The 24,867-nt window shown below is 68.5% G+C and carries 22 protein-coding genes; 3 read left to right on the top strand and 19 right to left on the bottom strand.

Annotated elements, in window-relative coordinates:
* Window positions 1-690: 690 nt before the first annotated feature.
* The 11 genes from tssA to ACFWZ3_RS16030 form a co-directional block, all read right to left on the bottom strand.
* Window positions 691-1,722, bottom strand: a complete 1,032-nt coding sequence (gene tssA, locus ACFWZ3_RS16080; protein ID WP_439708687.1) for a type VI secretion system protein TssA — start codon at window positions 1,720-1,722, stop codon at window positions 691-693.
* A 147-nt stretch (window positions 1,723-1,869) separates the two neighbouring features.
* On the bottom strand, window positions 1,870-3,966 hold the full coding sequence (locus ACFWZ3_RS16075; RefSeq protein ID WP_439708686.1) for an FUSC family protein: 2,097 nt from the start codon (window positions 3,964-3,966) through the stop codon (window positions 1,870-1,872).
* A gap of 142 nt (window positions 3,967-4,108) precedes the next feature.
* Entirely contained in the window at window positions 4,109-4,672 is a 564-nt protein-coding gene (gene efpL / locus ACFWZ3_RS16070; protein WP_439708685.1) for an elongation factor P-like protein EfpL, read from the bottom strand.
* A 103-nt stretch (window positions 4,673-4,775) separates the two neighbouring features.
* Window positions 4,776-5,543, bottom strand: a complete 768-nt coding sequence (locus ACFWZ3_RS16065; protein WP_439708684.1) for an SDR family NAD(P)-dependent oxidoreductase — start codon at window positions 5,541-5,543, stop codon at window positions 4,776-4,778.
* A 154-nt stretch (window positions 5,544-5,697) separates the two neighbouring features.
* On the bottom strand, window positions 5,698-6,423 hold the full coding sequence (locus ACFWZ3_RS16060) for a UDP-2,3-diacylglucosamine diphosphatase (RefSeq protein ID WP_439708683.1): 726 nt from the start codon (window positions 6,421-6,423) through the stop codon (window positions 5,698-5,700).
* Window positions 6,423-7,118 carry a peptidylprolyl isomerase gene (locus ACFWZ3_RS16055; protein WP_439708682.1) on the bottom strand — a complete coding sequence of 232 codons (696 nt, stop codon included), beginning with the start codon at window positions 7,116-7,118 and terminating at the stop codon, window positions 6,423-6,425. Before ACFWZ3_RS16055 ends, ACFWZ3_RS16060 begins: the two co-directional genes overlap by 1 nt.
* 133 nt (window positions 7,119-7,251) lie before the next feature.
* On the bottom strand, window positions 7,252-8,796 hold the full coding sequence (locus ACFWZ3_RS16050; protein WP_439708681.1) for a Ppx/GppA phosphatase family protein: 1,545 nt from the start codon (window positions 8,794-8,796) through the stop codon (window positions 7,252-7,254).
* Between the two features lie 151 nt (window positions 8,797-8,947).
* Window positions 8,948-11,044: a polyphosphate kinase 1 gene (gene ppk1 / locus ACFWZ3_RS16045; protein WP_439708680.1), complete on the bottom strand. Its 2,097-nt coding sequence runs from the start codon at window positions 11,042-11,044 to the stop codon at window positions 8,948-8,950.
* Between the two features lie 139 nt (window positions 11,045-11,183).
* Window positions 11,184-12,227 (bottom strand): phosphate regulon sensor histidine kinase PhoR, encoded by a 1,044-nt coding sequence (phoR, locus tag ACFWZ3_RS16040; protein WP_439708679.1) that lies wholly within the window; start codon window positions 12,225-12,227, stop codon window positions 11,184-11,186.
* Window positions 12,228-12,251: 24 nt separating this feature from the next.
* Window positions 12,252-12,941, bottom strand: a complete 690-nt coding sequence (phoB, locus tag ACFWZ3_RS16035; protein ID WP_439708678.1) for a phosphate regulon transcriptional regulator PhoB — start codon at window positions 12,939-12,941, stop codon at window positions 12,252-12,254.
* Window positions 12,942-13,209: 268 nt separating this feature from the next.
* A complete protein-coding gene (locus ACFWZ3_RS16030; RefSeq protein ID WP_439708691.1) occupies window positions 13,210-14,826 on the bottom strand; it encodes a M48 family metalloprotease in 1,617 nt (538 codons plus the stop codon).
* 126 nt (window positions 14,827-14,952) lie between these two features.
* On the opposite strand from ACFWZ3_RS16030, the gene grxC reads away from it, so the two are divergent.
* From grxC to ACFWZ3_RS16015, 3 genes are all read left to right on the top strand, one after another.
* Window positions 14,953-15,216, top strand: a complete 264-nt coding sequence (gene grxC / locus ACFWZ3_RS16025) for a glutaredoxin 3 (RefSeq protein ID WP_439708677.1) — start codon at window positions 14,953-14,955, stop codon at window positions 15,214-15,216.
* The gene (locus ACFWZ3_RS16020; protein WP_439708676.1) at window positions 15,213-15,614 is read left to right on the top strand and encodes a carboxymuconolactone decarboxylase family protein; all 402 of its coding nucleotides are present in this window, start codon (window positions 15,213-15,215) and stop codon (window positions 15,612-15,614) included. The genes grxC and ACFWZ3_RS16020 overlap by 4 nt, the downstream gene beginning before the upstream one ends.
* 310 nt (window positions 15,615-15,924) lie before the next feature.
* Window positions 15,925-16,938 carry an isocitrate dehydrogenase gene (locus ACFWZ3_RS16015; protein ID WP_439708675.1) on the top strand — a complete coding sequence of 338 codons (1,014 nt, stop codon included), beginning with the start codon at window positions 15,925-15,927 and terminating at the stop codon, window positions 16,936-16,938.
* A gap of 254 nt (window positions 16,939-17,192) precedes the next feature.
* On the opposite strand, the gene ACFWZ3_RS16010 is transcribed toward ACFWZ3_RS16015, so the two are convergent.
* The 8 genes from ACFWZ3_RS16010 to ACFWZ3_RS15975 all read right to left on the bottom strand — a co-directional run bounded on the left by ACFWZ3_RS16010 (window position 17,193) and on the right by ACFWZ3_RS15975 (window position 24,853).
* A complete protein-coding gene (locus ACFWZ3_RS16010) occupies window positions 17,193-17,651 on the bottom strand; it encodes a carboxymuconolactone decarboxylase family protein (protein ID WP_439708674.1) in 459 nt (152 codons plus the stop codon).
* A 41-nt stretch (window positions 17,652-17,692) separates the two neighbouring features.
* Complete coding sequence (sigJ, locus tag ACFWZ3_RS16005; protein WP_439708673.1) at window positions 17,693-18,592, bottom strand: RNA polymerase sigma factor SigJ; 900 nt, start codon at window positions 18,590-18,592, stop codon at window positions 17,693-17,695.
* A 57-nt stretch (window positions 18,593-18,649) separates the two neighbouring features.
* The gene (locus tag ACFWZ3_RS16000; protein ID WP_439708690.1) at window positions 18,650-19,576 is read right to left on the bottom strand and encodes an aspartyl/asparaginyl beta-hydroxylase domain-containing protein; all 927 of its coding nucleotides are present in this window, start codon (window positions 19,574-19,576) and stop codon (window positions 18,650-18,652) included.
* A gap of 548 nt (window positions 19,577-20,124) precedes the next feature.
* The gene (locus ACFWZ3_RS15995) at window positions 20,125-21,033 is read right to left on the bottom strand and encodes a cation diffusion facilitator family transporter (protein ID WP_439708672.1); all 909 of its coding nucleotides are present in this window, start codon (window positions 21,031-21,033) and stop codon (window positions 20,125-20,127) included.
* A gap of 93 nt (window positions 21,034-21,126) precedes the next feature.
* Complete coding sequence (locus tag ACFWZ3_RS15990; RefSeq protein ID WP_439708671.1) at window positions 21,127-21,642, bottom strand: Slp family lipoprotein; 516 nt, start codon at window positions 21,640-21,642, stop codon at window positions 21,127-21,129.
* A gap of 63 nt (window positions 21,643-21,705) precedes the next feature.
* Window positions 21,706-22,626 carry a 23S rRNA (adenine(2030)-N(6))-methyltransferase RlmJ gene (locus tag ACFWZ3_RS15985; protein ID WP_439708670.1) on the bottom strand — a complete coding sequence of 307 codons (921 nt, stop codon included), beginning with the start codon at window positions 22,624-22,626 and terminating at the stop codon, window positions 21,706-21,708.
* Between the two features lie 115 nt (window positions 22,627-22,741).
* Window positions 22,742-23,668 carry an EamA family transporter gene (locus ACFWZ3_RS15980; protein ID WP_439708669.1) on the bottom strand — a complete coding sequence of 309 codons (927 nt, stop codon included), beginning with the start codon at window positions 23,666-23,668 and terminating at the stop codon, window positions 22,742-22,744.
* Window positions 23,669-23,938: 270 nt separating this feature from the next.
* Complete coding sequence (locus ACFWZ3_RS15975; RefSeq protein ID WP_439708668.1) at window positions 23,939-24,853, bottom strand: peptidylprolyl isomerase; 915 nt, start codon at window positions 24,851-24,853, stop codon at window positions 23,939-23,941.
* Window positions 24,854-24,867: the final 14 nt, after the last annotated feature.

Here is a 24,867-nt window from a genome sequence, read left to right as displayed (position 1 = left end):
CAAAGAAACGGCCTGGCTAAGCCCGGTGAGGGATAAGAGCTAGGTGCCGCCTCGCTTTGCTTGGTCAGTCGCTTGCTCTTAGAGGAGCTGCCGCCGCTTTACCGCGGGCGCTCGGGAGCTGAGGCAAAGGACTTGCGCGTTTGGACGCTGGAGCGCCGTACTTGGCTCCCTCTCCCCTCTGGGGAGAGGGCTGGGGTGAGGGGCCGGGGCTCGCGGGGCTGCCTGCGAGAGCGCTGCCTTGCTTGTCGTTCTTGCGCAGCCTCCCCGCGACTTGGCTCGCCTGCCGCGGCTTTCGATCGCCTGCCGGCGCTCGGGTCACTTTCTTTGCTGGCCCAAAGAAAGTAACCAAAGAAATGGCCTGCTAAACACGGGGTGACTAAAAAGCTAGGTGCCAGTGCGCTTGCTTGGTCAGTCGCCTGCTCTTAGAGGAGCCGCCGCCGCTTTACCGCGGGCGCTCGGGAGTTGAGGCAAGAGGGCTTGCGCGTTTGGGGGCCGGAGCGCCGCACTTGGCTCGCGCTCCCCGCCGGGGAGAGGGTTGGGGCGAGGGGCCGGGGCTCGCGGGAATGCCTGCGAGAACCGTAGATGGGATGTTCTCCCTCGACGGGTGACGTTGTGGCGGATGCTTGCCCTGCGCGGCGGGTATGGCGCCTTCTCGCACGGGAGGGCGCCGCGAGGCGGCGCCGTAGCGGATCAGTCCTCGTTGGGGCCGGAGATCACTTCCATCTCGCTGACGCCGCCGGGCGCGAGGTCCTTGAGCAGGTCGAGGAAGTTCTTGCCGACCAGGCGCTGGGCGCGACGCAGCAGCAGCGGAACCGGGCTGGAGGGCTCGCAGCGCGTGTAGTAGTCGCAGATGTCGTCGATCCGGCGCAGCACATCCTGTGGCGTTTCGATGCGGCCCGGGACGCTGGCGCGCTGGCCAGGCGCAGCAGGCTCGCCGGTTTCGGATGCGGTTTCGGTATCGCTTGCGATGTCGGGCATGCGTCGTGCCGCCTGCGACTCGACGAATTTCTTCAACTCGTAGCTGTCGGTCAGCAGCGGCTTGAGGTCCGGGCCGGCGGTGCCGATACGGTCGTTGAAAATCCGGTCGATCGCCTTGGCTTCGTCCAGGATGCGCGTGGCCGCATCCAGCGTGGCGGCAAGCTCCTCTTCGGAGCAATCGAGGCAGCACGCTTCGATCTCCGTCATGCTCGGCAGCGCCTCGTCGCCGGCGTCGATTTTCATCGTGCCATTGGCAATGCGCAGGTCACGCAGCGAAAACCGGCCCAATCGCGGCGATTGCACGAACGGTGTATTGCGGAAATAGGCGAGCAGCCCCAGCGGATTGGCAATGGCGGCGATGGCGTTGACGCGCGCGGTCGGGTCATCGTCGTCTTCGGCGTCCAGTTGCGGGTGCACGCCGTCCCAATGGTCTTCGAGCAGGCCACGGAGCAGTGCCAGACCGGCGGCCCAGCCGGACATGCCACCGGTGCGCATCCAGGCGGTCGCCAGGTGCGTGGCCACGCGCAGGTCGCGCGAACGCTGGAGCAGGCCGGTGGCGAGCGAATCCACTTCGTCCCAGTCCGGCTCCTCGGCCGCCTTGACGCTGTCGCCCATGGCGCGTTCGGCGCGCGGCGCGGCGGCGCGTTCGAGGGCCATGAAATCGGGATCGTATTCGAGGTCGCTGCCGGTGGGCGAGTCGCCATCAAGCGGTGCGAGAAAAGCTGCCGGGTCGTAACGCGTCATCGGTCTTAATCCCCTTGTGATACAAGGAAATAATACAGCCGAAAAATGGCCCGCAGCCCCGCCCATTTCAAAAAAATGAGTGGATGAATCGGCCGCGGATTTACGCAATACGAGTGCCTGGAAGTACCCGATTAAATGGGGCAAGCCTCACGGATGTACGTGCCGTCCGGCCGACTGCGCGGCCGGCTCCTGCGGGCAGCGGCCGACTACGTGGGCCAGCGTGTTGACGTTGTCCACCAGGCGGTCGGTAAGGCGGGCGACCTGGTCGGCGCTGGCCTGGTCTTCGGACATCGCCAGCAACGCGCCGAGACTGCGCTGGAGCAGGCGAAGGTCGGGCAACTCCAGTACCGCGCGCTGCTCCCGCAGTGCGCCGGCGATGCCGTGGAGCGCGGTGGCGGTGTGGTCGACGAAGGCGCTCACCTCGGCTTGCTCGGGCAGGCCCGGGCGGTGTTGCAGCAACGCTTCCAGCGTCATCGCGGTGCGCGCCAGGCGATTGCCGTTGGCGAACAGCGCCTGCGCCAGGTCGACCAGCGCCGCCGGCGTGGCGGGTTCGGCCCGCATGCGTTCGAGCGAAGCCAATGCATTGGTGCGTGCAGTGCGGGCGGCGGTGCGCGTCTCGCGGTGGGTGCCGCGGCGCTGCGGTCGGCCGAGGGCGCGCAGGTAGTCGGCGTAGGCGTCGAGCATGTCGGCCAGCGCTGCACGGGCGCGACCGTGCTCCCAGGTCGGCCACAGCACGTAGGCAAGGAGCGCCATGCCGCTGGCCAGCGCCGTGTTGATCACGCGGTCGGCCACCGCGACGCCCGGGGCGACGCCTTCAAAGGAGAGCAGGACCACGACGGTGCCGGTCAGCGCGGCCACGGCAATGCCGTAGTGCGCGGTGGCCAGGTAGCGAAACGCCATGCACAGCACGCCCATCAGCGCCAGATGCGCCCACGGCTCGTCCGGGATCACATGCAGCAGCCCGGTGGTCAGCAACAGGCCGAGCACGGTGCCGACCACGCGCAGCAGGCCGAAGTTGAAGGTGGCGGCGAAGTCCGGGCGCAGGACGATGGCGACGGTCATCGGCAGCCAGTAGCCGTGCGGGAGCTCAAGTGCGCGCGAGAGTGCCAGCGCCAGGCTCAGCGCCACGGCGGAGCGCACCGCATGGCGGAACGCGACCGAACGCGGCGTGAGGTTGGCCAGCAACATGGCGCGCGCGGAGCTTTGCCGCAGCGAAGCCGGCAGGCGCAGGTCCGCGGATTCGGCGCGCTGTTCGCCGCGGCTGCCGGCCCAGTTGGCGTTGCGCACGGCAGCGGCCAGCTGACCGGACAGCGCATGCACGTGCAGCGCGCGCTGGGGGCTGGTTTCGGCGGCATGACGTTCGATCGTGCGCAGTGCGTGCAGCGCGCGTTCGGCGGCGTCGGGGGCGACGCCTTCTTCCAGCGCCTCGGCGATATGGTCGAGTACGCGCGCCACGCGTGCGCGGAAGCGCAGCGGCACGGCGTGGGCGGGCGAACCGTCGGCCAGCGCGGTGAGTTCCAGGCGGATGCGTTCGGCCAGTTCCAGCATCACGCCGAAGGCTTCCATCGCGCGGCCGCGGGCGTGGAAGCGGCCCAGCAGCGTCTGCTGCAGCGTGGTCATCGCGCCGCTGAGCGCGGGCTCGTCCTCGTCGTCCTGCGCGCGCTGCCGGGCGACCGCGGCCAGACCGCGGTAAACCACGGCCAGCGCCTGCCGCTCGGGCCGGTAGCGCTGCAGTGGCCAGGCGGCGACGGAAAACAGCATCATCAGGAGGCCGCCGGCGAAGATCAGCCCGGCGCCCGCCGCCGCGTGTGCGGGCGAGGTGGGATAGGCAGCGGTGACCACCAGCAGGATCATGCTGGTCATGCCCACGCGGGCCAGATCGGTACCGAACACCACCAGCATGCCGCCGCTGAAGCCGACCAGGGCGGTGGCCAGCAGCATCGAGGGCAGGTGCCCGCCGATCAGGAAGCCGGCGAAGGCGGCCAGGCCCGCAGCAAGCGAGGCCAGCAGGAGTTGCCGCACGCGCTGGCGATACGGTCCGGGCTGGTCGGAGAACATCGTGTCGAGCGCACCGGCGGCAATGCCCAGGCCGACCGCGGTGTACCCGGTCGCCATGCCGATCGCCAGCGGCAGCACCACGGCGAGCGTGTTACGCACGACCACCCGCAGCGGGACGTCCGGACGCTTGGTCCGCGTCAGGCTTTCCAGCACGTTGGCGCGTAGCGAATAGACGCTGGCGGTCATGGGCCGAATCGCTGGGGTGGGGACAGGCGATTCTGCACGAGGCTAGTTGAACCGCCGTATAGGAGGCCGCTTTACCGGGGCGGGTCTTGTTCCGCCCGGGGGACGATGGGGAAGGGCGATCCCGTGGCGGGATCGCCAGCCGTCAGGCGCGCCCGGCGAACTCGCCCGTCAGCGTGTTCACCCAGACCTTTTCCTCGTTGGTGATGTACTCGGGCACCTGGATCTCGACGCCGGTATTGAGGCGCGCGGGCTTGGTGCGCTTGGTCGCGCTGGCGCCCTTGAGCTCGGGTGCGGTGTCGACCACCGTCAGCATCACGCTGGTCGGCACCTGCAGGCCGACCGGCGCGTCATCGATCAGCTGCACGTAGTAGCCCTCGGTGTCCTCCACGATGTAGCCGGCGCTGTCGCCGACCAGTTCGGGGCCGAGCAGGTACTGGGTGTAGTCCTCGGCATCCATGAACACGAACGCCTCGCCATCCATGTAGGAGAAGTTGGCCGCGCGGCGGACCAGGTCCATTTCCTTCAGGTCGTCGTCCGCGCGCAGGCTCAGGTCGAACTTGCGCCCGCCGGGGATCGAATACATGGTGAAGCGGAAGGTCACGTTGCCACCGCGCGCGGTGGGCGAGCTGCGCTCGATGTCGCGCACCTGGTAGACGGTGCCGTCGTGCTCGACCACGTTGCCTTTCTTGACGTCGGAAGCTTTCATTGGGGGCGCCGGGATTGGTGATTCGGGATTCGGGATTTGGGAAGGCGAAGAGTTCGGGATGCGGGGCCCTTGCGAATCCCGAATCCCGTCTCCCGAATCCCGGTTACTTGGGCTGCAGCCGCACCGCGCCGTCGAGGCGGATGGTTTCGCCGTTGATGTAGCGGTTGCCGAGGATGAACGCGACGGTCTGTGCGAATTCCCCGGGCTTGCCCAGGCGCGAGGGGAACGGGATCGACGCGCCGAGCGATTCCTGCACCTGCGGGGGCATGCCGTCGACCATTGGGGTCCAGAAGATGCCCGGCGCGATAGTCGCCACACGGATGCCGAAGCGGGCCAGTTCGCGTGCCATCGGCAGCGTCATGCCGACCACGCCGCCCTTGGAGGCCGAATACGCGGCCTGGCCGATCTGGCCTTCGTAGGCGGCCACCGAGGCGGTGTTGATGATCACGCCGCGCTCGCCGTCCTCGCCGGCTTCGTTGGACTGCATCAGCGCCGCACCGGCCTTGGCCACGTTGAAGCTGCCGACCAGATTGACCATCACGGTGGCCTGGAACTGCGACAGCGCCATCGGACCTTCCTTGCCCAGCACGCGGCCTGCACCCAGGATGCCGGCGCAGTTCATCACCACGTTGAGCCCGCCCATCGCCTCGCGCGCGGCGGCAACGTTGGCGGTCACGCCTTCCTCGGAGGTGACGTCGGTGCGGTAGAAGCGCGCGGCATCGCCCAGCGCCTGCGCGGCCTGCTGGCCCTTCTCCTCGTTGACGTCGAACAATGCGACCTTCGCGCCGTGCGCGACGAGATGCTGCGCCACCGCGTGGCCGAGTCCGGAGGCGCCGCCGGTGATGACGGCCTTGACCTGATCGAGCTGCATGGGAGGGGGTCCTTAGTAAGGCGGAAAACGGCAATGGTAGCCGAGGCGCCACCGTGACAGTCGCCCGCCCGTCGCGCCGCTTTTCCGTAGGAGCCCGCTTGCGGGCGATGCTCTTTCGTAGGCCGGCCAACGGGCATCGCCCGCAAGCGGGCTCCTACAAGGGGAGGCCGGTCAAATAGACGGCGTCGGGGGTGACGCGCAGTACCGAGCCCTGTTCGTACCAGTCGCCCAGCACGATGCGCTGTGCCGGCTGGCCATCGAGCGTGAATTCATGGACGGCCGGTCGGTGCGTGTGGCCGTGGATCAGGCGGGTGACGCCGGCGCCGCGCATGGCTTGTGCGACGGTATCGGCGTTGACGTCCATGATCGATTCCATGGTGGCGCCGGTGTGCGCGCGGCTGTCGGCGCGGGCCTTGGCGGCGAAAGCGCGGCGCGCTTCCAGCGGCATCGCCAGGATGTTGGCCTTCCATTCGGGCGTGCGCACCTGGCGGCGCACCGCCTGGTAGGCCACGTCGTCAGTGCACAACGTGTCGCCGTGCATGAGCAGGGTGGGGCGGCCATGAAGATCGTGTACCACGCCATCTTCGAGCAGGATCAGGCCGGCGCGGTCGGCGTAGTCCTGGCCGAGCAGGAAGTCGCGGTTGCCGGGCATGAAGTACACCGGCCGGCCCGAAGCGCGCACCGCTTGCGTGGCGCGGGCGATACGGGTCGGGAGCTCGGCGTCGTCGTCGTCGCCGACCCAGGCCTCGACCAGGTCACCCAGGATGTACAGCGCGTCGGCCTGGCGCACTTCGTCGCCGGCCAGGTAGCGCTCGAACAGCTCGGTGATGTGCGGGCGGCTGTCGTCCAGGTGCAGGTCGGCGATGAACAGGCTGGCCATCAGCCGCCCTTCTTGCCGGCCGGCTTGGCCACGCTGCTGGCCTTGGCGGGTGCCTTGGCGCTGGTGGCGGAGGCGGGGGTCTCTTCGCCGCCGATCACGCGGACGCTCTGGATGACCGGCAGCGGGTAGGGCACGTCGGCGGCGAACGGGCCTTGGCCGCGGGTCGGCAGGCCCGCGATCTTGTCGACCACGTCCATGCCCCCGACCACCCGCCCGAACACGGCGTAACCCCAGGTCAGGCCGCTCTGGTTGCCGGCGTAGTCGAGGCGGCGGTTGTCGACCAGGTTGATGAAGAACTGCGCCGTGCCCGAGTTCGGATCGGCCCCGCGCGCCACCGCCACGGTGCCGCGCAGGTTGGACAGGCCGTTGTCCGCTTCGCTGGCGATCGCCGGATGGGTGCGCTTGGGCTGCAGGTCGCGCGTGTACAGGCCGCCCTGCACCAGGTAGCCGTTGATGGCGCGATGGAACACGGTGCCGTCGTAGAAGCCCTCGCGCACGTATTGCAGGAAATTGGCCACGCTCTTGGGCGCCTTGTCCGGGAACAGTTCCAGCGTGATGTCGCCGACGCTGGTGTGCACCAGCACCTTCGGGCCTGGCGCGGGCGGCGTGGCGCTGGTGCTTGCCGGCGGCGGCGCGGCCTGGGCGGCGACGCCCAGGGGCAGGAACAGCAGGAGGGCCAGCAGGAGTCGGGGCATGCGTGCGGAACCTGTATGGATTGCCTGCGCATGATACGCGGTGGCGTTGTTCAGGCTGAAGCGCGCGCTGTCCGGAGCGCCACGCCCTCGATCCTTCCCCCGTGCGCGGGGATTGGAGATGGGGTGGTAAGGCTCAGGTGCGCTGGATTTCGAGCGTCAAACCCAGTTCCGCCATCGGCCCCTGTTCCTGCTCCAGGTCCGCCTCGGTCAGTGGGTGCTGGTCAAGCCATGTAGCCGGAATGGCCAGGCGCAGGCGATGGCTGGTGGCGCTGAGCTTCAGTGGCGGCAGCGACTCGGCGCGACGCCCACGGCGGAACAGCACAGCCAGCCGCAGCAGCGCGGTGATGTGCCGGGCTAGCGCGCGGTAGCGCTGCGGCAGTACCGAGATCAGTGCCTTGGCCGGCTTGCGCCGGTGCGCCTCGATCACCGCCGAAAGCAGTTGCTGCTCCTGCCGCGAGAAACCGGCCAGGTCGGCGTGGCGCAGGATGTAGGCACCGTGGTGGTGATGCTGGCTGTGCGCGATGGCCAGTCCGATCTCGTGCACGCGGGCGGCCCAGGAGAGCCACTCGCGCGCCTCGGTATCCAGCTTCCAGGGACGCGCGACCTGGTCGAACAGGCTCAGGGCCGTCTGCTCGACGCGCCGCGCCTGCGCGCGATCGACGCCGTAGCGGGTAGCGAGCGCGTCGATGCTGTCGGTACGTGGGTCGCGGCCGCCGGCGCGCCCAAGCAGGTCCCACAGCAGGCCTTCGCGCATGGAGCTTTCGCACACGCGCATGTGGTCGATGCCCAGCGCCTCGAACGCAGCTTCGAGGATCACCACCGCGCCGGCGAACACCGGCGCGCGTTCCTCGGTCAGGCCGGGCAGCCGCAACAGGTCCATCTGGCCCTGTTCCAGCACCGCTTCGCGCAACTCGGCCAGGGCGTCGAGGGTGACGCCGTCGTCGGTCAGGCCCATCGCCTGTACCACGGCGTCGACGGCCTTGGCGCTACCCGAGGAGCCGTAGGCCTCCTGCCAGCCGGCTTCGCGAAAATCCTCGGCAAACTGCTGCAGCAGCACACCCACTTCGCTGCGCGCGCGCTGCCAGCGCTTGGGCGTAAGCCGGCCGCCGGGAAAGAAACGCAACGTCGAGGCGATGCATCCGGCCTGCACGCTCTCGGTATGCAGCGGCGCGAGCCCGCGGCCGATGATGAATTCGGTACTGCCACCACCCACGTCGATGACCAGCCGCGGCTCGCGCGAGGCGGGCAGGTCATGCGCCACGCCAAGGAAGATGAGCCGACCTTCCTCGCGGCCGGAGACGATCTCCACGGGATGGCCCAGCGCGTCCTCTGCCGCGCCCAGGAAGTTGTGCGGCGAGGAAAGGCGCCGCACGGTATTGGTGGCCACTGCGCGCACGTTGGCGGAAGGAAGACTCTCGATGCGCTGGCCGAAGCGCGCCAGGCTGGCCAGCGCACGGGCGCGATGAGCCGCGTCCAGCGTGCCGTCCGAACGCAGGCCGGCGGCCAGGCGCACGCTGTCGCGCAGGCGATCGATAACGCGCGGCTCGCCGTGCTCCATGCGCGCGACCACCATGTGGAAACTGTTCGAGCCCAGGTCGACGGCCGCTATCAGCTCGCCATCCTTGATGGGTACGGGCTCGGTGGTCACGCGGGGGTTCCAGGCAGGTGAAGCGGGCATTCTGCCACGCGGGGCCAGACGCACGCGGACGCCATGCTGCAGGAGCGCACCTGTGCGGGACCGCCATGGCGGCCGGTGCTGAACCCATGGACGTGCCATGCATTGCGGTCGCGCACAGGTGCGCTCCTACGGGAGGTCGGCGCTCGCGGGGTCATGCGCAAATCTTGTCGAGCAGCGTCTGCTGCGCGCTGTGCGGTGGCTGGTCGCCCGGTACGGCGCGGGTGTAGCGGCCGTCGCTGCCGAGCAGCCAGGCCTGGGTGTTGTCGGCCAGGCCGTTGGCCAGCGTCTCGTCGAACACGCGTGCGGCCAGCGCCGGGTCGAGGATCGGGAAGGCCACCTCGATGCGGCGCATCAGGTTGCGCTCCATCCAGTCGGCGCTGGCGCAGTAGATTTCCGGCTGGCCGTCGTTGGCGAACCAGTACACGCGGCTGTGCTCCAGGAAACGGCCCACGATCGAGCGCACGCGGATGCGCTCGGAAATACCCGGCAGGCCCGGGCGCAACGTGCAGGCCCCGCGCACGATCAGGTCGATCTCCACGCCCGCCTGCGAGGCACGGTAGAGCGCCTCGATCACGTGCGATTCGTTGAGCGCGTTGAGCTTTGCGACGATGCGCGCCGGCTTGCCCGCCTGCGCGTTGGCGGTCTCGCGCTCGATCTTGGCGACCACGCTCTTGTACAGCGTGAAGGGCGAATGCAGCAGGCGCTTGAGGCTGATCACCGAGCCCAGGCCGGAGAGCTGCTGGAACACCTTGTGCAGGTCCTCGCCGATCTCCGGGTTGGAGGTCATCAGGCCGATGTCGGTGTACATCCGGCTGTTGGCCTGGTGGTAGTTGCCGGTCGAGAGGTGTACGTAGCGGCGCAGCATGTCCGTTTCGCGGCGCACGATCAGCATCATCTTGGCGTGGGTCTTGTAGCCGACCACGCCGTAGACCACCTGCACGCCCGCCTCCTGCAGCCGCGTGGCCAAGCGGATGTTGGCTTCCTCGTCGAAGCGCGCGCGCAGCTCGATCACCACGGTAACGTCCTTGCCGTTGCGCGCGGCCTCCACCAGCAGGTCGACCAGCGGGGTGTCCTCGCCGGCGCGGTAGAGCGTCTGCTTGATCGCCAGCACGGCGGGATCGGCGGCGGCCTGGCGCAGTAGGTCGACCACCGCGGCGAAGCTTTCGTAGGGATGGTGCAGCAGCACGTCGCGCTGGCCGATCAGCTCGAACAGGTTGGCGCCCGGCTCGATCGCCGCCGGCAGGCAGGGCACGAAGCGCGGGAACTTGAGCTCGGGCCGGTCCACGTGGTCGTAGATGCCGCCGGCGCGGATGATGTTGACCGGGCCGTCGCAGCGGTAGACGTCCGATGCCTCCAGCTCGAAATTGGCCACGAGCATGGCGGTGATCGCCTTCGGGCAGTCGTTGGCGATTTCCAGCCGCACCGGCCGCGCGTATCCGCGCCCGAGCAATTCCTCGCTGAGTGCGCGGGCGAGGTTTTCCACTTCCGCTTCCTCGACGATCAGCTCGCTGTTGCGGGTGACGCGGAACTGATAGGAGCCGACTACCTTGAAGCCGGGAAACATCAGGTCGACGAAAGCCTGCAGCAGCTCGGCCAGGAACACGAAGGTGTCGCCGTCGCCACCGACTTCGGCCGGCAATTTGACGATGCGCGGCAGCGAGCGCGGCGCACGCACCAGCGCCATGTGGCCCTCGTGCCCGAACGCGTCGCGGCCCTGCAGCACCACGGCGATGTTCAGCGTCTTGTTGAGGATGCGCGGGAACGGATGCGCCGGGTCCAGGCCCAGCGGCGAGAGCACCGGCAGCACCTCGTGTTCGAAATAGCCTTGCAGCCAGCGCCGCTGCACGGCGTTCCACTGGTGGCGGGTGAGGAAGCGTATGCCCTCGGCGTCCAGCTGTGGGCGGAGCTGTTCCTGCCAGGTCGCGTACTGTTCGGTGACCAGGTCCAGCACGCGCGCGCGGATGCGCGTCAGCAGCTCGCCGGAGGACAGCCCGTCAGGCCCCGGTGCGGCCGAGCCATAGGCGTGGTGGTGCTTGAGCATCGCCACGCGTACCTCGAAGAATTCGTCGAGGTTGTTCGCCACGATGCTCAGGTAGCGCAGCCGTTCCAGTAGCGGTACGTGCGCATCGCGCGCCATGGCGAGCACGCGGAAGTTGAACTCCAGCGCGGCCAGCTCGCGGCTCAGGAACAGCTCCGGCGCGGACAGGTCGGCGATCGCAGTGGCGGTTTGCGGCAGTTTGCGGGCCATGGGGACCCATTCTGGACGATGCGGAGGCCAAGTACACCCGGTCACCGTCATACGGTCGGGTGGCCTTCAGCCGCGCAGGCCCCTGTAGGAGCGCACCTGTGCGCGACCGGGAGGTTCGCGGTCGCGCACAGGTGCGCTCCTACAGGGTGCCCGGTTCGGCGGGCAGCAGGCGTTCAGGCCCGAAATGACAGGCGAACGTGGAGCCCTTGCCCGGCGCGCTTTCCACGCTCAGGCGCCCCTGATGCAGGTTGAGTACGTGCTTGACGATGGACAGCCCCAGCCCGGTGCCGCCGGTCTCGCGCGAGCGGCTGGAGGAGACGCGGTAGAAGCGCTCGGTCAGTCGCGCCAGGTGGCTGGCCGGAATGCCGTAGCCCGTGTCGGTGACCGAATAGGTCGCGCCGTCGACCGTACGGCGCCAGCCGATCATGATGCGGCCGCCGTTCGGGGTGTAGCGCACGGCGTTGCTGACCAGGTTGGACAACGCGCTGTGCAGGTCCTTCGGGGAGCCGAGCAGGTCGCAGTCCGTTTCCGCCTCCAGCGTGACCTGGTGTCGGCCCTGGCTCAGCGCCTCGGCTTCCTTGCGCAGGGTGGCAAGCAACGCGGCCATCGGCACGCGCTCGTCGACCACGTGGTCCTGCGTTTCCAGGCGCGAGAGGGTCAGCAGGTCTTCCACGATCTGGCCCATGCGCTTGGACTGCGCACGCATCTCGCCGAGCACCGGGGCCAGCTCGGGCACGTCCTCCGGGTCGAGCAGTTCCAGGTAACCGTGGATCACGGTGAGTGGCGTGCGCAGTTCGTGCGAAACGTTGGCTACGAAGTCGCGGCGGATCTGCTCCAGCCGCGTCAGCGGGCTGATGTCGCGTCCCAGCAACATCCGCTGGCGGCGGCCGAAGGGCTGCACGGAGACGTCCAGGTGGCCTTCGGCGCGGCCGGGCGCCGCCACGTCGTGCAGCGGCATCCGCGACCCGGCGCGCAGCCAGGCGGCCAGGTCGGTGCCCTGCAGTCGGTCGGAGAGCAGCACGCCGCGATCCTTGCCGCGGCGCAGGCCCAGCAGCGTCTCGGCGGCGCGGTTGAACCAGCGCACGCGCCAGGCTTCGTCCAGCAACACGATCGCGTCGGGCAGGCTGTCAGCCGCGTCGCGCAGGTCGTGCAGGGTGATGGCGAGGCGGCGTGCGCGGGTCATGCGTCGGGTCCGGGGGCAGGTGACTCAGGCGCTGGCCGAGAAGCGGTAGCCGGAGCCGCGCACCGTCTGCACCATGCCGTCCAGCTGCCAGGGTTCGAGCGTCTTGCGCAGTCGGCGGATGTGCACGTCGACTGTGCGTTCTTCCACGTACACGCTGCCGCCCCAGACATGGTCGAGCAACTGCGCGCGGGTGTAGACGCGCTCGGGATGGGTCATGAAGAAGTAGAGCAGGCGGTATTCGGTGGGGCCGATCGGCACCGGCTCCTCGCCCGCGAAGACGCGGTGCGCCGGACCGTCGATGCGCAGGCCGCCCAGTTCCACCATGCCGGTACCGTCGTCGCCTTGGCTGCGGCGCAGCACCGCCTTGATGCGGGCGATCAACTCGCGGGTGGAGAACGGCTTGACGACGTAGTCGTCGACGCCGGCTTCCAGGCCGTTGACCCGGTCCATTTCCTCGCCGCGCGCGGTGAGCATGATGATCGGGATTTCGCGGCTGAGCTCTTCCTTTCGCAGCCGCCGCGCCAGCTCCAGTCCGCTGGTACCCGGCAGCATCCAGTCCAGCAGGATCAGGTCCGGCACCTGCTCGGCGATGGCGATCTGGGCCGCGCGGGCATCGGCCGCCTGCATGGCCTCCATGCCGGCCTTGTGCAGGGCGAAGGTGACCATGTCGCGGATGGAGGCTTCGTCTTCGACGATGAGGATGCGCTTGTGCACGCGGTTTGCGCCTGGCCTGTGACGGGCTTATTGCAATGGGGGAATGTTACGTGGGGATGACACCGGGCGGGGAGGAGGTTCCTTCCCCCGTCCCACGGGGGAAAGTGCCCGCAGGGCGGATGGGGAAGGTCTTGCGACAGGCCCCCAAGCTCCCCGCCAAGAGCGCCCCCAATCCGCCTGTCGGCACCTGCCCCCGCGTTCGCGGGGGAAGCTCGGGACCGCGCTTCTTGTGCAAGGCCCGGAGACGTGGCTCTCGTGAGGCGCCGGGCTACTGGCTCCGCCCGTCCGGATTGTCCACCGTCTGCACCTTGCGCTTGCGCAGTTCCAGCACCAGCGGCGTCAGGTCGGCGATGCGTGCCTGGATGCGCGCGCGGGCGTAGTAGTCCAGGTCGTCGCGCTTGAGCAGCCGCTTCAGTTGCTCCATGGCATCGAACGGGCGGCCGGAGAGGTAACTGGCGTCCGAATAGGCCTCGCCGGCGCGTACGCTGTCGCCGGCCTTGTCGCTGGCGCGTGCGTAGCTGCGGTAGATGTCCGGTTCGTCGGCGTTGTCCAGCAGCGGGCGCAGCAGGGAGGCGGCGAGCGTCGCCTGGTCGGTATCGCCCCCGGCGGTCAGCGCCTTGGCGTAGGCCAGCGCGACCGCGCGATTGTGCGGCGAGCGGGTGTTGAGGCGGGCGTAGCGCGCCAGGGCGTCGGCACGCTGGCCATCCTGCAACTGCGCGTCGGCCATCGCCAGGTTGAGGATCAGGTTGTCCGGGTGGGCCGCGAGCAGGGGCTTGAGCTGCGCGATCGCCGGCGCGCCGGCGCCGCTGCGGGTCAACGCGAGCGCGTAACCATAGCGGGTGGCGGGGGTATCGAAGCCAGTCGTGCCGAAGCTCGCGTCGTAGAAGTGGACCAGCTTGGAAGCGTCGCCGGCCAGCACGCGGGTGCGCTCACGCATCATCGCGTAGGTATCCAGCCCACCTTTGGCCGGGGCGGCGGCAAGCAGCGCGGTCGGGTCCTTCACGTAGGCGATCGGCGCGGTGGTCTTCTCCCAGTCGCCGCGTACCAGCGTGGTACCGCTCGGGCGCAGCTTCTGCGCGGCCAGCAGCGTGCCCGCACGCGACTTGGCGTCGCTGATGCGCGCGAGCGTCACCGGGTGGGTCTGCAGCAGCGCGGGCACGTCGGTACCGCCGGAACCGGCGCGCAGGGTGTCCTGCATGCGCTCGAAGAAGCTGGCCATGGCGCGCGGGTCGAAGCCGGCGTTAGCCAGCGTCTGGATGCCGACGCGGTCGGCCTCGATCTCGTCCTTGCGGGTAAAGTTGATCGAGCGTTGCGCGATCAGGCCCTGGCCCGCAGCCAGCACCGCCATGGGCGAGTCGCCGCTGTGCGAGCTGGCGCCCGCGGCGACCGCGCCGAGCAGCACCAGCGCCATCAGCGGCGCGTCCTTCTTCGAATCCTCGAACGCGCGTTGCAGATGGTTCTGCGTAATGTGGCCGATCTCGTGGGCGATCACGCCGGCCAGCTCGCTTTCGCTGCGGGTGATGGCGATCAGGCCGGAATTGACGGCGATGTACCCGCCGGGTGCGGCGAAGGCGTTGATCTCCTCGTCCTTGACCACGAAAAACGTGAAGCGGTCTTTCGGACGGTCGCTGCTGGCCACCAGACGGTAGCCGAGGTCGTTGAGGTAGTCGTCCAGCAGCGGGTCTTCGACCACCATGTCCAGCGAGCGCATCTCGCGCAGCATCGCGGCGCCGTAGTCCTGGGCGTCCTGCGGAGAAATCAGCGCGTCGGCCGAGCTGCCCAGGTCCGGCAGCCGGATGTCCTCCTGCGCGCCCGCGCCGAAGGCGAGGCAGGCGGTGACCAGCGCGGTGAGCAGGCGGGGGGCGAGTCGTGGTGCCATGGCCATAGGTGGGCGACAATACATCAGTACAGACCGCCGGTACCGGCGTCGGTTCATCGCCCGTTGCTTGCAAACGGACGGCCCGGACCTCATGTAAAGGCCCGGTTCCAAAGTTCCCCCGGAGCGTTCGTCATGCCCAAGATCGAGGTCTATTCCACCGCCGTGTGTCCCTACTGCGTGGCCGCCAAAAACCTGCTCAAGTCCAAGGGGCTGGAGTGGAACGAAGTACGCGTGGATGCCGACCCGGCCCAGCGCGAGCTGATGCTCCAGCGCAGCGGCGGTCGCCGCACGGTGCCGCAGATCTTCATCAACGACCAGCACGTCGGCGGCTACGACGACCTGGTCGCCGCCGACCGAAGTGGCAAGCTCAAGCAACTGCTGGGCGAGGCCGCATGAGCGACGCCGAGAAGAGCAAGGACCGCGTGGCGGAATTCACCGCGTTCCGCCAGCGCATGAACGAGCGCATCCTGTCCGAGGACAACCAGGTCGTACGGCGCTTCTTCGCGCTGGACACGCAGACCTACAAGCCAGGCGCGCTCGACGTGAAGACCAAGGAGCTGCTCGGCCTGGTCGCCTCGATGGTGCTGCGCTGCGACGACTGCATCAGCTACCACGTGGCGCAGTGCAAGGAGGCCGGCGTCACCCGCGAGGAGTTCTTCGAGACCTTCAGCGTGGGCCTGGTGGTGGGCGGTTCGATCGTGATCCCGCACCTGCGTCGCGCCGTGGATTTCCTCGATCGACTGGAAGAGGGCGAAGCACCCGGCGAGGGTTGCACAGACCACGCGCAGGCCTGAGTAGGGTGGGCTTCAGCCCACCTCCCCCGGTTGCCGTGGATTTCCCGATCGGCTGCAAGGCGCCGCCAGTGTCGATCGCCCTTAGTTTCAGCACGGTGGGGCTTCGGCTTACCTTTCCGGCCGGTTTCGATGGGCTGAAGCCCATCCTACGCACCCACGGTGCGATGAACCGCAACGCTCCATGCGAGGATTTGCAACGCCCTGGCGCGCCCTGCCTGCTGCCGGCACGGGGTCGCATCGGCGATAATGGGGCTCTTTGCCGCGCGCATTTCCCGCCGCACGGCCGCGATCAGTCCCCAAGGAGTCTCCCATGAGCAAAACCATCGCCGTGATCCCGGGCGACGGCATCGGTCCGGAAATCATGACCGCCACCCTGCGCGTGCTCGACGCGCTGGACTGCGGCCTGAGCTACGACTTCGTCGACGCCGGCATGGTGGCGCTGGAGAAGCATGGCGACCTCCTGCCCAAGCCGACCCTGGACAAGATCGCTGAGCACAAGGTCGCGCTCAAGGGCCCGCTCACCACGCCGATCGGCGGCGGCTTCACCTCGATCAACGTCACCTTGCGCCGCCATTTCGACCTGTACGCCAACGTGCGTCCGGCGACCAGCTTCCCCGGCACCAAGGCGCGCTACGAGAACATCGACATCATCACGGTGCGCGAGAACACCGAGGGCGCCTACCTGGCCGAAGGCCAGAGCGTGTCCGAGGACGGCGAGATCGCCACCTCGATGATCCGCGTGACGCGCAAGGGCTGCGCCCGCATCGTGCGCTACGCGTTCGAGATGGCGGTCAAGAAGGGCCGCAAGAAGGTCACGGCGGTGCACAAGGCCAACATCATCAAGACGGCCTCGGGCATGTTCCTCAACGTGGCGCGCGAGATCGCCAAGGAATACCCGCAGATCGAGTTCAACGAGATGATCGTGGACAACACCTGCATGCAGCTGGTGATGCGTCCCGAGCAGTTCGACGTGATCGTGACCACCAACCTGTTCGGCGACATCCTGTCGGACCTGTGCGCCGGCCTGGTCGGCGGCCTGGGGCTGGCCCCGGGCGACAACATCGGCGAGCACGCGGCGATCTTCGAGGCCGTACACGGTTCCGCGCCGGACATCGCCGGCAAGGGCATCGCCAACCCCTGCGCGCTGCTGCTGGCCGCGGCCGACATGCTCGATCACCTGGGGATGGTCGACAAGGGCACCCGCCTGCGCAACGCCATCCGCGAGGCCATGGCCAACGACCATGACCACGTCACGCCGGACTTGGGCGGCAAGGGCAACACGCAGAGCTTCGGCGAAGCGATTGCGAAGCGCGTGACGGGCTGAGTTTCGCTACGCAGTGATTGACGGCCGCGGCTCATCCGCGGCCGTTTTTCGTTTGGGTTTCCGCAAGAGCCTGGGATCGCTCGCTCCGGTTGCCCCCATCCGCCTGTCGGCACCTTCCCCCGCGATGCGGGGGAAGGCTCGGATTGAGGTACAGCTCGGGCTGGGAGACGCGAGGCGGCCTGCATCTGAGCCATCCCCCGCATCGCGGGGGATGGTGCCGAAGGCGGATGGGGGCGCTTTCGCGCGCAACCGGCTCAGTGCATCCCGGGCTTGTAGTTCCCACCGACGGTGCGGCCGGCGATATTGATGCGGTTCCAGCTGTTGATCGTCACGACCAGTAGCGTGAGGTCGACCAGCGCCTCCTCGTCAAAGAGCTGTCGGGCCTGCTCGTAGAGCGAGTCGGACACTGCGTCGTGCGAGTTCAGTTCGGTCAGCTCCTCGGCCCAGGCCAGGGCGATGCGTTCGCGCTCGCTGAACAGGGTGGTTTCGCGCCACGCCGGCAGGACGTACAGGCGCTGCTCGGTTTCGCCCGCGGCGCGGGCGTCCTTGCTGTGCATGTCCAGACAGTAGGCGCAGCCGTTGATCTGCGAGACGCGCATGAGCACCAGGTCGATCAGGCGCGGCTCCAGGCGGCCGGCGTCGTGGACCTGCTTGCCGAGCTGGACCAGCGGCATCATCGACTTGTAGTGGCGTTGGATGGCGAAACGGGACATGGATGACTCCTTGGCTTGAAGGGCGGCCCGGAATGGGCCGTTCAATGCAAGGACGCGGTGGCCGCCGATTTCGTGACCGCCAGCAGGCGCGCCAGCTTGCCGGGGTGGCGAAGCCCGTGCATGGCGGTGATGCGGTCGCCCTCGCACTCGACCCAGACGACCGAGCTCAGCGTGTCGCCCGTGAACATCAGCAGGGCCGGCGCGCCGTTGAGGGTCGTCAGTTCGTAGCGCGGTTCGTAAGGCTCGAGGTTGCCGGCGATCTGCAGGTACAGTCGGGCCAGCCGCTCGGCGCCGTACAGCGGCCGCAAGGTGGCGCGCACCACACCGCCGCCGTCGCTGATCTGGATGGCATCCTCGGCGAACAGGGCGCGCAGCGCGTCCAGGCTGGGCTGGGCCATCGCCGCCACGAAGCGCTCGAGCATCCGTCGCTGCGCCGCCGCATCGACGTTGAAACGCGGCCGGCCTTCGCGCAGGCGTGCCTTGGCGCGGTGCACGCGCTGGCGGCAGGCGTCCTCGGCGATGTCGAGGATCGATGCGGCCTCGGCGTGGCTGTAGTCGAACACTTCGTGCAGCAGGAAGGCGGCGCGCTCGTCCGGGCTCAGCCGTTCGAGCAGCAGCAGAAACGAGAGCGTGATCGACTCGCCGCGCTCGAGGGTCGCTTCGGGGTGATCCTCGTCCGGTACCAGCGGTTCGGGCAGCCAGGGGCCGGTGTAGTGTTCGCGTTCGGACTTGGCACGCCGCAGGCGGTCCAGCGCCAGGCGCGTGGTCACGGTGACCAGCCAAGCCTCGGGGTCGTCCAGCACGGCCGTGTCCTGCGCGTGCCAGCGCAGCCAGGCGTCGTGCAGCACGTCCTCGGCATCGGTCGGCGTGCCGAGCATGCGGTAGGCCAGGCCGAACAGGCGGGGGCGGTGTTGCTGGAAAAGTGCGGTCTGGGCATCCATGGAGTTTCTCCTGTGGGATGTGGCCAGGACGCGCGAGCGGCGCAGAACGTGACCGGCTTAGCGCACCAGCGGCCAGGGCGCCAGGAACACCAGCCACATCAGCAGCACGATGCCGGCATACTTGAGCGCGCGAAACAGCTTCGGGTGCCGGCGCTTGAACGCCTTGCTGCGCTCGCGGCTGCGCTGGTTGAGCGCGAACATGCGGTTGACGAAGCCGACCTTTTCCACGCCGTTGTCCGCGTTCGGCGAGGCGGTGATCTTGCCCATGAACGCACCCACGCGATGGTTGATCGCGCCCATCCAGCGCGTGCGCAGTGGGCGCTCGACGTCGGCGAACAGGATCACGCGCGTCTGGTCGGTCTTGTTTTCGACCCAGTGCACGTAGGTCTCGTCGAACACCACGTCCTTGCCGTCGCCCCAGGCGTGCTCCTCGCCATCGACGAAGATCCGGCAGTCGCGCGAGTTGGGCGTGATCAGGCCCAGGTGGTAGCGCAGGGAACCGGCGAACGGATCGCGGTGCGGGTTGAGCTTGCTGTGCGGTGCCAGCGTGGCGAACATCGCCGCCTTGATGCTGGGGATGGCGTTGAGCAGTTCGACCGTCTTCGGGCACAGCGCCTCGGCCGAGGCGAGCGGCTCGCCGTACCACTTGAGGTAGAAACGCTTCCAGCCCTGCTTGAAGAAGCTGTTGAAGCTGGCGTCGTTATGCTTCCCGGCGGCGCGGATGTGGCCCTCGTCGAACAGGCGCAGCGCCTCCTCCCGGATGGTCTGCCAGTTGGCCTGCAAGAGGTCCAGCTGCGGGAAGCCGCGGCGGTCCAGGATCGGCCGCGCCGGTACCGCCGAAAAGGCGTACATCAGCAGGTTGTACGGCGCGAAGATCGCCGAATGGTCGACCAACTGGCGATCGAAGCGCAGCCGCGCCCGCCCGCGCAGGTGCACCAGCAGCACGCAGAGCGCGAACAGCAGGAGCAACAGCAGGACGATCAGGCGGGGGGTGAGGATCATGGGGCTGGATCGCGGATGGGTCGGTTCATTCTACGCCGGCGAACGCCTTTGGACGGAGCGCCGGCCTGTCCCTCCCGCTGCCGGGGAGAGGGCTGGGGTGAGGGGGCGACCTCGCGGCATGAGCGGGTCGAAGCGCGGCTTTGCTCCCTCTCCCCCCCCCCGGGGAGAGGGTTGGGGTGAGGGGACACTCTTGCGTTGGGAATCGATCGAAGCGTGGCTCTGATGGATTCCTTGCGAGCCCCGGCCCCTTACCTCAATCCTCTCCCCGGAGGGGAGAGGAAGCGAATGCAAAGAGCCATACCCAAGCCCTCACCTCAATCCTCTCCCCGGAGGGGAGGAGGCGAATGCAAAGAGCCATACCCAAGCCCTCACCTCAATCCTCTCCCGGGAGAGGAGAGGAAGCGCATGCAAAGAGCCATACTCAAGCCCTCACCTCAATCCTCCCCCGGAGAGGAGAGGAAGCGAACGCAAGGAGTCATTCCCGAGCCCCCACCTCGATCCTCCCAGGCCGGAGGGAAGCAGGGTCAGGTTTAGTCGACCAGATCCGGCTCGAAGAAGCTCCAGCGGATGTCGGGAAACTGCGCTTTCATCGCCCGCTCCACGGTGTTGATCGCTTCGATCATCGCGCGATCGCTGGCGCACGCCTCCATCTTCGCCTTGACCGACACCATCACGTCCGCGCCCATCTGCAGCGTGATCAGGTTGAGCACCTTGGCCACTTCCGGGCGGTTTTCCAGGAAGGCCATCAGCTCGGCGCGCCGGCGCGGTTCCACGCCCTGGCCGATCAGCAGGGCCTTGACCTCGACCGCCAGCGCCACGGCCACCACCACCAGCAGCACGCCGATCGCGATCGTACCCATGGCGTCGAACAGCAGGTTGCCGGTGAGCATGGTGGCGCCCACGGCCAGCGCAGCCAGGCACAGGCCAATCAGTGCCGCGAGGTCCTCGCCGAAAATCACCAGCAGCTCGCTGGAGCGGGTCTCGCGGAACCAGGTCCACAGCCCCTGCTCGCCGCGCGCCTTGTTGACCTCCTGCATGCAGCCGCGCATGGAGATGCCCTCGGCAACGATGCCGAACACCAGCACGCCGAGCGCCAGCCAGGGCCACTTGAGCGGTTCCGGATGGCTGAGTTTGTGCACGCCCTCGTAGACCGAAAACATGCCGCCGACGCTGAACAGCAGGATCGCCACCAGGAACGACCAGAAGTACAGCGCGCGGCCCCAACCCAGCGGGTATTCGTCCGACGGCGGTTTCTTCGCCTGGCGCATGCCCAGCAGCAACAGGCCCTGGTTGCCGCAGTCGGCCAGCGAGTGCACCGCTTCGGCCAGCATCGCCCCCGAGCCGGTCAGGAAGGCGGCGACCAGTTTCGCGATGAAAATTGCAAAGTTCGCGCCGAGCGCGAGGAAGATCGCCTTGAGCGAATTGGCGTGGCCGGACATGCGTAGGTTCCTGCGGGTGGCCGGTCAGTTTAAGGGCATGCGCCCGCGGCTGGGGCGAACGGCCATCCCCACCGTTCGTCCCGGGCGGGCAGCTCAGCGGATCCCGACGCCCACGCCCACGCCGAAGTGCACGTTGTTCTTGCCCTTGTTCATCTCGTCGGCGGTCCACACGTGCGACTGGTTCACCTGCACCAGCGGGAAGACGTAATCCGCCTGGCCGACCTTGCCCGCGCGGCTGCCGTTGAGCTCACCGTTGACCGTGATCAGCCCGCCGGAGGGATAGTCGAGCGATTCGACGTAGCCCGGCATGACCGCGATGAACCGGCCATTGCCGCTGTCGTTGGCCTGCGGCCGCTGCGACTTGTCCAGCGGGTAGGCGAGGATTTCCACCTCGCTATGGTCGGCGAGGTTGGTCACGCCAACGATGCGGCCGCCCCAGATCACCTGTTTGCTGGCGAACTGTTCGGGTGATTGCGCGACCTGGTACGGCGCGGCGCTCACCGCGTCGGCGACGGGCTTGTAGATCGGCGCGGGGGCGCAGGCGGCGAGCATCAGCAGCGTGGCGGGCACGAGCGAGCGGAACGTGATCGAAGCGAGGCGGATGCGCATGGCGGGCTCCTGACCTTGGCGAAGAAAGGGCGCGGCGGGATGTCGCCGCGGTCCGGAGCGAGCTTAGCGGCGGCCGTGTGAACGCGGTAGCGGCGAGGGCGGCGGCGCGGCGCCTTCCTCGAGCAGCCAGTCCAGCCGCCATTCGGCTGGGCGCTCCTGCGCCAGCAGCCGGGACAGCGCGCGCAGCGGCTCGCGCAGGGTCTCGTCCAGCTTCCAGGGCGCGTTGAGGATGACCATGCCCGAGCCGTTCAGGCGCAGCGGCGAGTCGTCCGGGTGCACCAGCAGCTCCGCGCGCAGCACGCGGCGGGCGCCGCAGTGGCCGAGCCAGCGCAGGAACGGCTGCACCTGGCTGCGCAGCTTGATCGGGTACCACACGGCATAGACACCGGTGGGCCAGCGCGCGAGTGCCCCCTTGAGCGCCTGCTCGATCAGCCGGTACTCGGCCTCCTGCGCCTCGTACGGCGGGTCGATCAGCACCAGGCCGCGTTTCTCCTGCGGCGGCAGCAACGCCTTGAGCGCCTCGTAGCCGTCGCGCTGGTGCACGTGCATGCGCTTGTCGCCATGGAACAGCTCGCGCAGGCGCGACGCCTCCTCCGGCTGGAGCTCGCACAGTTGGGCGCTGTCGCTCTGGCGCATGGCCATCGCCGCCTGCAACGGCGAACCGGGGTAGAGCTTCAGGCCATGCTCGTTGCCGGGCATGGACAGCAGGCCATCCAGCCAGTGCCGCAGCAGCGGCGGCAGCGGGCCACCGCTGCTCGCGTGCGGGCCGACGTCCGGGAACAGCAGCCGACCCACGCCTTCGCGCCACTCGCCGGTCTTCTCCGCCTCCTTGCCCTCGAGCGCGTAGCAGCCGCTGCCCGCATGGGTGTCGATCACGGCGAACGGCGTGGGCTTGGCCTTGAGCGCATCGATCAGCGCGGACAGCACGACGTGCTTCAGGACGTCGGCGAAATTGCCGGCGTGATAGGCGTGGCGGTAATTCATGGCCGAAGTATAGAGGCCGGCTCGTCCATCTACCTGCAGGAGCGCACCCTGTGCGCGACGTAGGCCTCCAATTCGGTCGCCCGGTCGCGCACAGGGTGCGCTCCTGCAGGCCGATTCACTCGGCGGTGTTGTGGGACTCGCTCACGCCCAGCAGCTCCGGCTGCGCCGGCTCCTTGCGGCGGCTCAGCCAGGGATGCACGAACACCGCGGCCAGGATCACCGCCACGCCCAGGTAGAACGGCCAGGCCAGCTCGCGCTGTTCGCCCAGCAGCACCACGGCCAGCACGATGGCGTACACCGGTTCCAGGTTGGTCACCATCTGCGTGCCGAACGCGCTCAGGTGGCGCAGCGCCACCAGCGCCAGTGCGAACGGCAGCAGCGTGCAGCCGAAGGCCAGCAGTACCAGCAGGACGGCGTCATGCAGGCCGGGCAGCACGAAGGCGTTGCCGGCATGCGGCAGCAGCGGCGCGAGCAGGCCGAGGAACAGCGTGCCGGTACCCAGTTCCAGGCAGGTCACGGTAAGCGGGTCGCCGTGTTCGACCAACCGCTTGTTGCACGCGCTGAACAGCGCCACCAGCAGCGCCGAAGCGGTGCCCACCACGAGCCCCAGGCGCATCGCGACCGGCACGCCGCCGACCACCATGGCCACGCCCGGCACCACCGCGACCCCGAGCAGCAGCTCGCGCGGATCGAAGCGCCGGCGCGCGATCCACGGTTCCACGAAAGCCAGGAACACCGGCCCCAGCGCGATGCAGGTCGCACCCACCGAAGCGTTGGAGAGCTTGATCGCCGCATAGAAGGTGAGCCAATGCAGCGACACCAGCACGCCGATGCCGGCATAGGCCCAGCGCAGCCGCGCGGGCATCGCCTTCAGTCCACGCCAGACCCGCGGCGTGGCCACCAGCGCGAGGGTCACCAGCAACATGCGCCACCACACCAGCGACGCCGCCGGCAGCGTGATCAGCTTGCCCAGAATCGCGGTGAAACCCCACAGCACCACGCAGAAGTGGATCTGCAGGCGGGCCTTGGCAGTGGCTTGCATGGGGAGTGTCGCGCGAGGGGGAGGCGCGCATTGTAGGTGGACGGGCGCGGGAATGTTCCGGCTTTTCGCTGGCCGCTTTTGAGGGAGGGCAGGGGTGTCGGCGGCGCCGAACCCTCACCCAACCCCTTTCCCGGAGGGAGATGGCCGGTCGCTGCGTTGCCCTCAAACCACATTCAAATCCCCCTCCCTCCGGGAGAGGGGGCGGACAGGCGGGTGAGGGGTCGGGCGGAGCGTCGTGCGCGCGCACCCGAGTACCGCCCACTCTCTGAGCTACTTACCTTCGCGCGACGGAATGCCGATGCTGCACAGGTCGATCGCGCCCGCCGGGTTCGTATAGAACGCATCGCGCCGATTGCGCTTGGCCTCGACCAGCCTGGCGAAGGTGGGGCTGTCCGTACGCAGCACCTCGATCTTCGGCCGCTCGGCCTTGGGCATGTCCGCTGCCAGGCGCAGGGATTCGATCTTCACGCGCTGCGACTTGTCCGTATAGAACCCCATCGGCGCCGGCCCGCGGGGCAAGGCCGAGAGCAGCTCGATGCCGTCGATGACGCGGCCGGCGACCGCCAGGTTGCGGTCCAGCCCGCGCGGTGCCTGGCCGATGATCGCGTAGAGCGCGCTGCCGTTGCCGGTTTCCGGCCCTATGTCGCGCGCCACGCCGACCGTGCCGTAGCAATGCGCGATCCACTCGCGGCCGGACGCCGGATCGCGCGCCACCGGGAAGCCTTCGGAGAAGCCCACCTGCGGCGCATAGACATCGCCATCGGGCAGCGGCGTCCATTCGAGCTTGGCATCGATCGCGCGGGTGAACTCCGGCGGCAGGGTCTTCTTCGCGCTGCCCAATGGCTTGATGTGCGCCTTGTCCTCGTCGTCGGCGGCCGGATCGTCCCATTGGGTGACGAAGTTGTCCTGCACGCGCACGATCGCCAGGCCGTCGAAGTAATGCTCGTGCGCCATCGTGCGGATGTTGGCTGCGTGCAGCGGGGTGAAGTCCGGCGCCAGCTCGATCAGCACGTGGCCGCCGGGCAGCTTCATGTCGAGCAGGTTGGCCGGGTCGGGCGTGCGCCATTCCTGCGGCCGGGACTGGGCCAGCAGTTCCTTCGTGGTCGGCGTGGGCTTGGCTTCGTCGGCCAGCGCGGGCAGGGCGAGAAGGCTGGCGAGCGTGAGGGCGAGAAGCGTACGGCGCATGCTTGGGTTCCCCT

The sequence above is a fragment of the Frateuria sp. GZRR35 genome (genome assembly GCF_051900415.1).
GTDB lineage: Bacteria > Pseudomonadota > Gammaproteobacteria > Xanthomonadales > Rhodanobacteraceae > Frateuria_A.
This window is presented reverse-complemented; position numbering and strand designations above follow the sequence as displayed.